The 12384-nt window shown below is 58.8% G+C and carries 14 protein-coding genes; 9 read left to right on the top strand and 5 right to left on the bottom strand.

Annotation, left to right across the window (positions count from 1 at the left end; all coding sequences use genetic code 11):
- Positions 1-270, bottom strand: a complete 270-nt coding sequence (locus tag QMK52_RS20040; protein ID WP_122733108.1) for a PepSY domain-containing protein — start codon at positions 268-270, stop codon at positions 1-3.
- Between the two features lie 148 nt (positions 271-418).
- On the opposite strand from QMK52_RS20040, the gene QMK52_RS20035 reads away from it, so the two are divergent.
- From QMK52_RS20035 to QMK52_RS20005, 7 genes are all read left to right on the top strand, one after another.
- Positions 419-1414, top strand: a complete 996-nt coding sequence (locus QMK52_RS20035) for a FecR family protein (RefSeq protein WP_194438429.1) — start codon at positions 419-421, stop codon at positions 1412-1414.
- Between the two features lie 299 nt (positions 1415-1713).
- On the top strand, positions 1714-2154 hold the full coding sequence (locus QMK52_RS20030) for a hypothetical protein (protein ID WP_005788654.1): 441 nt from the start codon (positions 1714-1716) through the stop codon (positions 2152-2154).
- Positions 2154-2702 carry a hypothetical protein gene (locus QMK52_RS20025; protein WP_005788656.1) on the top strand — a complete coding sequence of 183 codons (549 nt, stop codon included), beginning with the start codon at positions 2154-2156 and terminating at the stop codon, positions 2700-2702. The genes QMK52_RS20030 and QMK52_RS20025 overlap by 1 nt, the downstream gene beginning before the upstream one ends.
- Positions 2703-2771: 69 nt before the next feature.
- Positions 2772-3509, top strand: coding sequence for a hypothetical protein (locus QMK52_RS20020; protein WP_005788658.1), 738 nt, complete (start codon positions 2772-2774; stop codon positions 3507-3509).
- A 60-nt stretch (positions 3510-3569) separates the two neighbouring features.
- The gene (locus QMK52_RS20015; RefSeq protein WP_005788662.1) at positions 3570-4250 is read left to right on the top strand and encodes a C39 family peptidase; all 681 of its coding nucleotides are present in this window, start codon (positions 3570-3572) and stop codon (positions 4248-4250) included.
- A 37-nt stretch (positions 4251-4287) separates the two neighbouring features.
- Positions 4288-5031, top strand: coding sequence for a hypothetical protein (locus QMK52_RS20010; RefSeq protein ID WP_320403292.1), 744 nt, complete (start codon positions 4288-4290; stop codon positions 5029-5031).
- Between the two features lie 49 nt (positions 5032-5080).
- Complete coding sequence (locus QMK52_RS20005) at positions 5081-6388, top strand: autotransporter outer membrane beta-barrel domain-containing protein (RefSeq protein ID WP_005788665.1); 1308 nt, start codon at positions 5081-5083, stop codon at positions 6386-6388.
- A gap of 126 nt (positions 6389-6514) precedes the next feature.
- Here the strand turns inward: QMK52_RS20005 and QMK52_RS20000 are convergent, their stop codons facing one another.
- The gene (locus QMK52_RS20000) at positions 6515-7837 is read right to left on the bottom strand and encodes a sigma-54 dependent transcriptional regulator (protein WP_320403291.1); all 1323 of its coding nucleotides are present in this window, start codon (positions 7835-7837) and stop codon (positions 6515-6517) included.
- Positions 7838-8180: 343 nt separating this feature from the next.
- Between QMK52_RS20000 and QMK52_RS19995 the strand changes: the two genes are divergently transcribed.
- A complete protein-coding gene (locus tag QMK52_RS19995; RefSeq protein ID WP_005788668.1) occupies positions 8181-8441 on the top strand; it encodes a hypothetical protein in 261 nt (86 codons plus the stop codon).
- A 67-nt stretch (positions 8442-8508) separates the two neighbouring features.
- On the opposite strand, the gene QMK52_RS19990 is transcribed toward QMK52_RS19995, so the two are convergent.
- From QMK52_RS19990 to gnd, 3 genes are read right to left on the bottom strand one after another with little or no spacing between them, the layout of a single operon-like run.
- Positions 8509-9333: an HAD family hydrolase gene (locus tag QMK52_RS19990; RefSeq protein ID WP_194438434.1), complete on the bottom strand. Its 825-nt coding sequence runs from the start codon at positions 9331-9333 to the stop codon at positions 8509-8511.
- Positions 9330-10853: a glucose-6-phosphate dehydrogenase gene (gene zwf / locus QMK52_RS19985; protein ID WP_005788671.1), complete on the bottom strand. Its 1524-nt coding sequence runs from the start codon at positions 10851-10853 to the stop codon at positions 9330-9332. Before zwf ends, QMK52_RS19990 begins: the two co-directional genes overlap by 4 nt.
- Positions 10850-11833, bottom strand: coding sequence for a phosphogluconate dehydrogenase (NAD(+)-dependent, decarboxylating) (gnd, locus tag QMK52_RS19980; RefSeq protein WP_005788672.1), 984 nt, complete (start codon positions 11831-11833; stop codon positions 10850-10852). The genes zwf and gnd overlap by 4 nt, the downstream gene beginning before the upstream one ends.
- A gap of 259 nt (positions 11834-12092) precedes the next feature.
- Here gnd and QMK52_RS19975 point away from each other — a divergent pair, with 259 nt between their 5' ends.
- Complete coding sequence (locus tag QMK52_RS19975) at positions 12093-12269, top strand: DUF6026 family protein (protein ID WP_157243918.1); 177 nt, start codon at positions 12093-12095, stop codon at positions 12267-12269.
- Positions 12270-12384: the final 115 nt, after the last annotated feature.

Genomic DNA, 12384 nt, shown 5'->3' with positions numbered 1-12384 from the left:
TCAATCTTTCTGGTCACGCAGGACATTGCCCGAGGCGCCGTCGATTCGTGCTTCATACACCACGCCGTCGGATTTACGGCCTTTGACTTCCCAGTAGCCGTTGTCGTCGGCTTCGGCGGCATAAACTTCGACATACCCAGCCTTGGTCTTCGCCACTTCAATAGCTTTTTCAATCGGAATCCAGCCCGCACCCGGCTTGTCTGCCAGCGCAGCGCCGGCGCTCAACAGCGCGGTGGTTGCACACAGGGCGGCTAAGGTTTTCTTCAACATGTTCGTACTCCTTGGTGGATGACAGTGTGTTTCCTGATTTTTTAGGCGCGTTTAAACAAGAATAAGTTCCAATTGATATGCAATCGCCATGATGCTGTTCTCGCCGTAAGGCTCGGAGGGGTAGAATGCGGGAAATCAGGATGAGTAAATGAGCGAAAAGTCCCTTTCAGAAGCCGAATACGACGCCATCACCGACGCCGCTGCGCATTGGTGTATGCGTGTGCATGCCAGCGACTGCACGGCGGCTGAACGTCAGGCCTTCGAACATTGGCACGATGCCCACCCGCTGCACGCCTTCGAGTATGCCGCGATGTTGGAAATCTGGGACGTGGCCGATCATTTGCCCCGCAATGCGCCTGCACCGCTTGTGGTGCCGCTCAAGCCTCGCAAACGCTGGCGCTCTTATGCGGTGGCAGCCGCCATTTGCCTTGCTGCTCTGCCGCTGGCCGCCTTCACGGGCTGGGAAGCCGGTTGGTTGCCAAGCTCGTATGAGCGGTTTGACGCCACCAACGGGCTGCGCAAAGTTACCCTCGGTGACGGCAGTGAGGTGGAGTTGAACCTGGGCACCGAGCTGGTCTACAGCCACTACAAGGATCGTCGCCAGGTGAAGTTGGCCAAGGGCGAAGCGTTTTTCAACGTCACCCATGACAGCGAGCACCCGTTTATCGTGCAGGCTGGCGAAGGCCGGGTTCGGGTGACGGGCACCCAGTTCAATGTGTGGAAGTATGAAGACCAGGTGCGGGTAATGTTGCTGGAAGGCTCGGTGCAGATCACCAGCGACGCGGTGCATGGCAGCGTGCCGTTGACGCCGGGGATGCAGGCCACCTACCACCGCGGCGACGCCACACCGCAAGTCGCCGCGATCAAACCCAATGACCCTGCGCTTGCCTGGCGTACGGGCAAGCTGGTGCTTGATAACCTTGCATTGGCCGATGCGTTGCCGCTGATCAACCGATACCTGAACAAGCCAGTGATGCTGGCGGATGCTGGCACCGGGAGCATTCGCATTGGTGGCATCTATAACCTCAGCGAGGTCAACAACCTCATCCCTTCCCTGCCCAAGGTCCTGCCGGTCTACCTGACCCGCAACCAGGATGGCAATCCCGTACTCAACTCCATCCCGGGTAAAACGCCCAAGGGTTGAGGCGCGTTTTTTTTACTTCAGTGTCCACTTTTGAAACACCTCGGTACGCTGAATCGCCCAGCGGCTGCGGATTCATGCCCCTGTCATCGAGACTGTTTCATCGCTGACACAGTTGACGAGTGTGGCCGGGCATATCGCGCCGCCCAGCGACTGTTTCATGCTTGAAACACTGCTATCGGCGATGCGCGCAGAAAAATCGCAACCTATTGAGTTTCAAACGCAAACGAAAAGCGGCACGGGTTCTGCTCTTTCCCTGATAACGCTGTTTAGGGTCAGCGTTCAGAACAAGGACTGCCGCCGTGATCACACTCACACACGCCTCGATAACCGTACTGCTGATCAGCTGCGTGCTCAGCGCCGGCATCAGCCATGCGGGCGATGGCGTTATCGTGACAGGGCGAACCGTGCAGGGTCACATGTACGGGCGCACCTCCCTCCCCGATCCATACCCCACCACTGCCAACGCCAACCCCAGCAAAGAAATCATCAGTGCCACCTCCGGCGAACTCAGTGATCGGGACATTGGCGGCATCCGCAGCGGTTCGGGCCTTGCGCGATCCATCCAGCCTAACGGCAACCTGTCTGGCCTGAGCGCCACGCAAAACAGCCTGTCGACCCAGGGCGCCGGCGCAGCCGCCGGCCATGGCGCGGGCAGCAGCATGGCTGGGCAGATCAATGGTTCGATCCAGCGCGGCATGGCGCCCTTGAACAACCTGGGCAACATGCTGGGGGGCAAATGATGAAGCGCATCCTGTTGACCATCGCCCTGCTGGGCAGCGCCTCGGCAATGGCAGACAACACCGCCGTTATCAACAACAGCGGCCAACAGTACGAAGGTGTGCTGTCGATCAACCAGGCAGCCGGCAACCAGCAACAGATGTCCAACAGCCGCGCAATCGCGCTCGATGGCCGGGCCAGCAATGTGAATATCCAGCGGCTCGACGGCAACGTCGACCCGTCCTTGAGTGCCAAGGTGGCGATTCAGGGCGCTTCATTTATCAATGGCAACGGCGTGCTGGGCGTTAACCAGTCGGCCGGGGCCAATAACCAATCAATCAACGCGGTGCGGATCAGCCTCAACCCTGGCCCGCAAAGCATCGATGACAGCGTCCTGTTGCAACAGAACACGACGCAGTTGACCGACTCAGGGCTCACCTCCACCACTGGCAGCCGCCAGGTCGCGACCAGCGACCAGGCCTTCACCGGCAGCCGAGGAGTGATTCAGGTGAACCAGAGTGCCGGGGTGGGGAACCGAGTGGCTAACACCCTGGGCATCACTATCAAGTAACCGCTTGGTAGACGTTAGTTAGACCGTACCAACACTTAACCCAACTAATTAGAAGCAAGGAGAAACACCATGAAACCTCAAATGGCTCTGAAACCTCTGGTTTTCGCTCTCGCCGCACTCATGGCAGCAGCTGCTCAAGCGGGTGGCTGGCACCCTGCGCCTCAGCCAACGGGCGTAATTGCTGCTGTCGTCACGGATGTACAAAACAGCGCAGGCAATAAATTCAACGACACCAAAACCGAAAACAACGCGTCTGCCGATGACTCCGTCAACGGCAACAGCGGTAACGTCGGGGTCAACGTGCAGTCTGGCAGTGGCAACCAGGCCGACAACTCTGCCGCCATCTCCAGCGCCAAAGGCGATGCAGCGACCGTGTTCGGCGTGGTCGACGTGAATCAAAACAGCGGGCTGAACAGCTTCATCAACAAAGGCACGCAAAACAACTCCTCCCTGGATAATGCTGTTAACGGTAACTCCGGCAACGTCGGTTACAACGGCCAGTCCGGTCAAGGCAACCAAGGTAAAAACAACCTGGCTATCGTGACCGCTGACGGGAAAAATATCGCGGCGGCAGCCAATACCGAACAAAACTCGCTTGCCAACAACTTCCTCAACACCGCCGCCAGCAGCCACGGCTATGGTGGCAAAGCTCAATACGTGTCGAACAATTCCAGCCTCGACAACTCGGTCAACCGCAATTCCGGCAACGTAGGCGTCAACCTGCAATCCGGTGCGGGCAACCAGGGCAGCAACAGCCTGTCGATCGGCCAGGGTTGCACTGTGTGCAGCAGCGGCGTGCGCTTCTGATCCAACGGGGCCTTGGCAACAAGGCCCTTTTTATTTCAGTGCCCAACAGGTCATTCGATCATGCGTATCGCGACCCTCACCCTCTTGATGTTGCTCACCGGCACGACCTGGGCAGGCACCATGGCGATTTCCGCCATGCCCGGCGGTGCGGTGATCTTCAAGAAGGTCGAGAGCATCCGTGAGCGCCGGTTCGCCAACCTGGTGGAACAGAAAACCGATTTCAGCTGCGGTGCCGCGGCACTCGCGACCATCCTGCGCCAGGCCTATTGGCTGGACGTCGACGAAGACCACATCATCAAAGGGATGCTGGTAACCGCCGACCAGGACCTGGTGCGCACCCAAGGCTTTTCCATGCTGGACATGAAGCGCTACCTCGAAAGCATCGGTATGCGTGCCCGCGGCTACAAGATCGCAGCCGATACCCTGGTGACGGTGAAGATTCCCGTGGTGGTGCTGCTGGAAATTCGTGGCTACAAGCACTTCGTGGTGATGCAGCGGGCCGACAAGGACTGGGTGTATATCGGCGATCCCGTGCTGGGGCACAAGCGCTATTCCCGTGACGACTTTGTCAAAGGCTGGAATGGCATTGTGTTTGCCGTGCTGGGCGAAGGTTACGACAAGGCCAACGTCTTGCTCGACCCGCCCACTCCGCTGACGGCCAAGAACCAGTTGAACGAGTTCCGGCCCGTGGGCGATGCCGAGTTGATGGATTTCGGTTTTATCCAGAGCGACTTCTTCTAGAAGCGCAATAAGGGGCAGGACGCCCCAGGAGCAGCAGATGAACACTTTCCGTTGGCTGACGGTCTTGTGTCTGGCAGCCTCTATGCCCGCCTATGCTTCATCGGCTTTCAAACCGATCGAACTCAAGGACGCGGAGATGGCCGACTTGCGTGGCCGTTACGTAATGCCGGGGCGCATCATCAGCTTCGGCATTGTCATGAGCAGCACCTGGACCAACGCCGTCGGTGACCGCATTACCGGCACGGCCAACATGCAGATCGACAAGACCACCGTTACTCCGCAATTCTATGTGCAAACCACCGGTTCCACGGGTAACGGCAGCCTGCCAAACACCGGCACCGGTAATGTGGTCGGTGGCGCCGGCCTCGGCAGCGGCCAGGGCGTAACCCAAAGCGTGCGCACCGCAGGCGATGGCAACACCGCCAACAACGATGTGGGCATCAGCATCGAGAATGGTGTCGCCCCCGCCAGTAACCTGCAAACGGGGCAAGTGCTGATGGCCGGCGGCACCGTAACCGGCGACAGCGCGGCGGGCCGCGTCAGCGTTTCGGCCAACAACGGCGGTGTACAAATGGCGATCCAGGCCAACCACAACCAGGGCAACAGCCTGCAGCAGATCGGCGGCGGCAATGTGCTGCAGGGTACAGTGCTGACCGGCAACAGCAACCTTGTCAGAAACATCACCCAACTCAACGTCGTGATGAACAATAACGGCTTGAACAACGGCGCGTTGAACTGCAATTTGGATCAACTCAAAGGCCTACGCACGCTCGGTTATTGAACTACGCTGACCCTCGACACTTTCGCATTAGAACAGGACGGCTTATTTCATGCATCGATCGTTATCGCTACGCGCGGTGATTTGTTTAAGTACGCTCTTGCCCGCATCCGTGCTGTATGCCGCGCCAGACGCCGATATCGAAACCCTGAAAAAGGAACTGCTGGAACTCAAGCAACGCTATGACGTGCAGCAAAAAGCCTTGGCCGTGCTGGAGCAACGCGTGCGTCAGGTAGAGGATCAACCCGCAGCGCCCGCCCCCAAGCGCTTGGCCAAATCACCTGCCGACTTCAAGCAAGGCGCTAACGCTGTCGCCGCCACGGGTACGGGTGCAGCCGCAGCGTCAGGTGGTGCAGGCGGTGGCGGCAGCTCCTACGGCCAATCCCTCAAGGACGACTCGGCCCCTGCGCAAAGTGTGAGCAACCTGTACAACGAGGCCAGCGGCTTTTTCGGCAATGGCAAGTTCAGCGTGGAAACCGGCATCACCTATGCCCGTTACGATGCACGCCAATTGACCCTCAATGGCTTCCTGGCGCTGGACTCGATCTTTCTGGGCAATATCAACCTGGACCGGATCAAGTCCGACAGTTGGACCCTGGACCTTACCGGGCGCTACAACGTCGACAACCGCTGGCAGTTCGATCTGAACGTCCCCGTGGTGTACCGCGATTCGACCTACCAGTCCGGCGGTGCCGGCAACGATGCCACCGCCACCTCGGAAGCCTCGGTGACCCGCGACCCTACCATCGGTGACGTCAACTTTGGCGTGGCCTATAAGTTCCTCGACGAAACGCCGACCTTGCCGGATGCGGTAGTGTCTGTGCGCGTCAAGGCGCCCACGGGTAAAGAGCCGTTCGGCATCAAGCTCGTCAGGCAACCCAACAACGACAACCTCTACTTGCCGGAAAGCCTGCCTACGGGCAACGGGGTCTGGTCGGTTACACCCGGCATTTCCCTGGTCAAGACCTTCGACCCGGCGGTGCTGTTCGGTTCGCTGTCGTATACCCACAACTTCGAAGACTCGTTCGATGACATCAGCAGTGAAGTCAACCAGAAGGTGGGGGGCAAAGTACGCCTGGGCGACAGCTTCCAGTTCGGTGTCGGTGTGGCGTTCGCCTTGAACGAGAAGATGAGCATGTCGTTCTCGGTTTCCGATCTGGTGCAGCGCAAGAGCAAGCTCAAGCCGGACGGCGGCGACTGGCAATCGGTGGTGTCCAGCGATGCAAACGCGGGTTATTTCAACGTAGGCATGACGATTGCCGCGTCGGATAACCTGACCATTGTGCCGAACCTGGCGATCGGGATGACCGATGACGCGCCGGACTTTACGTTCAGCCTGAAATTCCCGTACTACTTCTGATTTGTAGGAGCGAGCTTGCTCGCGAAAACCCATGGACGCCGCGTTTATTCAGGAAACACGCGTTATCGTTGACGTTTATCGCGAGCAAGCTCGCTCCTACAGAACAGCATGGGGGGTTGACCCAACCTAGCGGATCTGGTGCTTGTGCAGCAGCCGGTAGAACGTCGGCCGGGAAATCCCCAGCACACGGGCTGCAACACTGAAATTATCGCTGTGCCGATTGAGCACATCGCACAACGCCTGGCGTTCGGCGCGGTGCTTGTAGTCTTCCAGTGTCGCCATCGGCGGCGAAAGTACCTGCTGGCCTTGCAGCCCCAGGTCCACGGCTTCGATCTGGCGCCCTTCGGCCAGCACCAGACCGCGGCGCACACGGTTGGCCAGCTCACGCACGTTGCCCGGCCACGGGTGTTGCCCCATCGCCACCAATGCCTCTTCGCTGAAACTGCGCGGGCGTCGGCCGGTTTCCTGGCTGTAGAAACGCGAAAAATGATTGGCCAGCATCGCCACGTCACCATGGCGCTCGCGCAAAGGGGCCGTGACTACTTGCAAGACATTGAGGCGGTAATACAGGTCTTCGCGAAAGGCGCCCTTCTCCACCGCGGCTTCAAGATCCACATGGGTGGCTGCCAGCACGCGTACATCCACCGAGATGGGTTGGCTGCCGCCGACGCGCTCGATATGTTTTTCCTGAAGAAAGCGCAACAGGTTGGCTTGCAGCTCCATCGGCAAATCGCCGATTTCATCCAGAAACAACGTGCCACCGTGGGCCGCCTCAATCCGTCCGACCTTGCGCTGATGTGCGCCGGTAAAGGCGCCCTTTTCATGGCCGAACAGTTCCGACTGGATCAGATGTTCAGGGATCGCCCCACAGTTAATCGCCACAAACGGCTTGGCGTGGCGCTGGGATTGTCGATGAAGGGTCTTGGCGACCAGCTCTTTGCCGGTGCCGCTGTCGCCACGAATGAGTACCGGCGATTCGGTGGGCGCCAACTTCGACAACAATTTGCGCAGTTCACGAATCGGGCGGCTGTCGCCTAACAACTCGTGGGGTTCATCTACCGGCACGACGCCCTTGCCCCGCAGTCGCGCCATGCCAAACGCACGCCCAATGGTCACCTGGACCCGAGCCACATCGAACGGCAAGGTATGAAAATCGAAGAACCACTCGCAGACAAAATCTGCGACATTCTGCAAACGCAGGACTTCAGGACTGAGCACGGCGATCCACTCGGTACCGCTGCGGCCAATCAACTCCTTGACCGCCTCGGGGCGTTCCAGATGGCAGGGCTGCAAGCGCAGCAGGCCCACATCGCAAGAACGATCCCCCACCGCCTGCAATGCACAGCTGTCCACTTCCCAGCCGGCAGTGCGCAAGCCGGGTAGTAGCCTGTGACAGTCATCACAGGGGTCGACTACCAGCAAGCGGCGTTGAACAGGTGTCACAACCATGACGATTCCTTGGCGCCAAGATTATTAAAGTTATTTAGAAACAAGGATTTGGGGCGCTTGGCGCTAACCCTAGCAAGATCTTGACGCTCACCTTGTACTATTTCGCTATAAGTGCGGGCAAAAAGCCATGTGTGTTTAATCGGGGGGAAAAGTTTGCCACGGCCGAAACTTTCAATCAGCTTTCAAAACAGCCTCTTACATGACGTCAATCAGGGAAAGTTAAAATTTCTTGCTCTAGCATGTGACCCGCACCCCACCATCGTGCATCAGTACAAGTAACCCACCGCACGGTCAGCCCAACCGCCGGTACTCACTTGAATGGGCATACAGAGAGAAGACCCAAATGAACGCTCCGCTGCGCATCAACGAAGCTCTTTTGATTGCAGACCGTGCCTTCCAACCCTTTCAGTGCGTGGCCTGGCACGATGGCAATGGCGCCCTCAGCCTGAGCGTCATCGACCGTACCAACACCCGTATCGGCAGCAAACAGCTGTCGTCGACTGCCTATACCGACCCGGCTCAACTTGAAGACCTGTTGTTGCAGGCTCGCGCCGAGCTCGACAAAGATGGCTACCAGTTACAGTCCTGGGCAATGCCGAAGTAATTCAATGCGACAACTTCCAGCCAACGTCAAACATCGGCTGGAAGTTGTGCGATAACACTTCAAGTACTTAGCGTGCCGCGAGAATAAACCGTTCGAACGCCTCGGCAGCCCCGTCCTCGACGTTGCTGCTGGTCACCACATTGGCCTGGCGCTTGACGGTTTCTTCGGCCTGGCCCATGGCAATCGACAATCCAGCCACGTGAAACATCGCCGGATCGTTGCCGCCGTCGCCGATGGCGGCGGTCTGGTTCAGCGGCACGCCAAGGTGCTCAGCCAGGGTTTTCAAGGCTTCGCCTTTGTTAGCCAGCATTGCGGTCACGTCCAGGTACACCGGCTGTGAACGCGATACCTGAGCCAAACCTTGTACCTTGGGCTGCAACTGCGCTTCCAACTCCACCAGCAACTGCGTGTTGTTACTGGCCGCGACAATCTTGTCGACCCGGTCCAGGTAGGGCTCGAAGCTCTCCACGACCACCGGGCCATAGCCCAGGCCATCAGCTTCGCGCTGCACCATTGGCCCTGGCGGGTCGCGGCGCAGCCAATCGCCGTCGGCAAACACCCACACTTCTACATCCGGCTCGGCAGAAAACAGCGCCAGCGTGACCAGTGCCGCTTCTGCCGGCAAATGGTGAGCCACCAGGATGCTGCCATCCGGGTTGACCAGCGTGCCGCCGTTGAAGCCGGCCACCGGCACATCGATGCCAAACGTCTCGATCAAATGCAGCATGGCCTTGGGCGGACGCCCGCTGGCCAGGCTGAACAGCACCCCGGCTTCACGCATCGCAGCAATAGCGTCGGCGGTGCGCTGACTGAGGCTGTGGTCGGGGTGCAACAGCGTCCCGTCTACATCACTGAGGACAAAGCGGATGGGATGAATCGTTACGTCACTCATCCGAGGCTGTGCCAGGTGCGGCCGTCACGAGCGAGTAACGCATCCGCTGCCACCGGGCCATCTTCGCCAGCCTTGTAGGCCTGGATACCGTCGTCTTCCTTCCAGGCATCCAGGAACGGCTGCACGGCGCGCCAACCGTTCTCGATGTTGTCGGCACGCTGGAACAACGTCTGATCGCCGGTCAAACAGTCGTAGATCAGGGTTTCGTAACCTGTCGAGGGCTGCATCTCGAAGAAGTCCTTGTAGTCAAAACCCAACTCGATATTGGCCATCTCCAGAGTCGGCCCAGGCTTCTTGGCCAGCAGGTCGAACCACATGCCTTCGTTCGGCTGGATCTGGATTTTCAAGTAAGTGGGCTTGAGCTCATCGACTTCGGTATCGCGAAATTGCGCATAAGGCGCCTGCTTGAAGCAAATCACGATCTCGGTGTCGCGGATGCTCATGCGCTTGCCGGTTCGCAAGTAAAACGGCACACCGACCCAACGCCAGTTATCAATCATCACTTTGAGCGCAACGAAGGTCTCGGTGCTGCTGTCGGGTGCGACGTTGGCTTCTTCGCGATAACCGGGCAATGGCTTGCCAGCGATTTCGCCGGCGGTGTACTGGCCGCGCACGGAATTGGCCCGCGCATCTTCCAGCGACCAGGGGCGAATTGCACCGACCACCTTGGCTTTCTCACCGCGCACCGCATCGGCGCCGAAGGCTGCCGGCGGCTCCATGGCGACCATCGCCAGCAGCTGGAACAGATGGTTGGGCACCATGTCACGCAGTGTGCCGGTTTTTTCGAAAAAGTTACCTCGGGTTTCAACGCCGACGGTTTCAGCCGCGGTGATTTGCACGTGATCGATGTAGTGGTTGTTCCAGAATGCTTCGAACAGCACGTTGGAGAAGCGGCTGACCAGAATGTTCTGCACCGTCTCCTTGCCCAGGTAATGGTCGATGCGGTAGATCTGCTTCTCGCTCATCACCTTGAGCAGGCATGCGTTCAGCGCCTCGGCGGTGGCCAGGTCGGAGCCGAACGGCTTCTCGATAACCACGCGCCGAAAGCCATCGTCCGTTTCATTCAACAAACCGGCACTGCCCAGGCGCTGCACCACTTCACTGAAGAAGCGCGGCGCAGTGGCGAGGTAGAACACGGCGTTGCCGGTGCCGCTGTCGGCGATCTTCTGCGCAATATCCGCGTAAGTGCCGTCGTCAAGGAAGTCGCCCTCGACATAGCTGATGCCCTTGGCCAGTTGCGCCCACAGCGCAGGGTCCAGGGCATGTTCAGCATTGCCCCGGACCTTGCTGGCGGCTTCGGTGCGAATGAAATCCTCAAGCTTCTTGGCGAAGTCTGCGTCGCTGATGGCGTTGTGATCAACGCCGACAATACGCAGGCCATCGCCCAGCAACCCGTCGCGGCTCAGGTTGTACAGCGCCGGCATGAGCAGGCGCTTGACCAGGTCGCCATGGGCGCCAAACAGAAACAACGTGGTAGGTGGAGCGGGTTCGGCCTTGGGTTTCTTGCCGTTGGCGGTCATTTTTTGGAAGTCTCCACATGGCCGCCAAAGCCGAAGCGCATGGCAGACAGCATTTTGTCGCCGTAGGTGCTCTGCTGGCGGGAGCGGAAACGCGCAAACAGCGATGTCGACAGCACCGGTACCGGCACCGCTTGTTCCATCGCCGCTTCGATGGTCCAACGGCCTTCGCCGCTGTCCGCTACGGAACCGGAGTAACCATCGAGTTTCGGGTCGGTGGCCAGGGCGTCGGCGGTCAAGTCCAGCAGCCACGACGACACCACGCTGCCACGGCGCCAGACTTCGGCGATATCGGCAACGTTGAGGTCAAAGCGCTGATCCTCCGGCAGGTTTTCCGAGTTCTTGGTCTTGAGGATGTCAAAACCTTCGGCGAACGCCTGCATCATTCCGTATTCAATGCCGTTGTGGATCATCTTGACGAAATGACCGGAACCCGCCGGGCCTGCATGGATATAACCGTGCTCGGCGCGTGGGTCGGCTGCGGCCGAACGGTCCTTGGTGCGCGGGATATTGCCTAGGCCAGGGGCCAGGCTCTTGAAGATCGGGTCCAGACGCTGCACGGTCTCGACGTCGCCGCCGATCATCATGCAATAGCCACGCTCCAGGCCCCAGACGCCGCCGGAAGTGCCGACGTCAACGTAGTGCAGGCCCTTTTCAGCCAGGGCCTTGCCGCGACGTACGTCATCCTTGTAGTTGGTATTGCCGCCGTCGATGATCACATCGCCGTCTTCGAGCAACTCGCTCAAGGCATTGATAGTGTCTTCGGTGGGCGCGCCCGCCGGCAACATTACCCAGACCGCACGGGGCTTTTGCAGGCCAGCCACCAGGGCATTCAAGTCGGCGACGCCAGCGGCGCCCTCCTCGCTCAAGGCTTTGACGAAGGCTTCGTTACGGTCGTATACAACGGTGGTATGCCCATTGAGCATCAGGCGCCGCGCAATGTTACCGCCCATGCGGCCTAGTCCGATAATCCCCAGTTGCATGTGCTGATGCTCCTAACTTCTAAAAAATGTGTGACATAGTTTATAGCGCAATGAGGCTAATGAGGGTTAGTCCAGAGCAGATCCGTGTAGTTTCATGACAAAAAAGTTGCCATCGTTTCACCATCACCGCCTGAAAAGTCACACGACCGCCAAAAATAAAAAAGTTCCCTTGCTGCAAAAAAGAATTCAAACTTGCTTCCGACTGTTGCCCAAACCCTGTTTGAGCAGCGCGATCTACCGGCTATTTGCGAGGTAAGCAATGAGCACAGCACAGATGACCCGCCCGCCACAGACCCTCTACGTCAGCATCCGCCGCGATGAATTGCGCCAGTTGAAGGACGAGCGCGATCAGTTGCAACAGGAAGTCCTGCGTCTGCGTTCACACCTTCAAGCCCAGCTCGAACTGCCATCCCAGGCCAAGCCGGCGCTCTGCTGAACGCACCTGGTCAGTTTGTAAGGCAATACCTACGGAAAACTCACAAAGTTTTCACACACTTATCCTGATACTCCCGCCCGCGATGCCGCTCACGTTCTGAGCGGCCCGATGTCGC

Origin of the sequence: Pseudomonas sp. P9_2 (assembly GCF_034008255.1) — a bacterium.
Taxonomy (GTDB): Bacteria; Pseudomonadota; Gammaproteobacteria; order Pseudomonadales; family Pseudomonadaceae; genus Aquipseudomonas; species Aquipseudomonas synxantha_A.
This window is presented reverse-complemented; position numbering and strand designations above follow the sequence as displayed.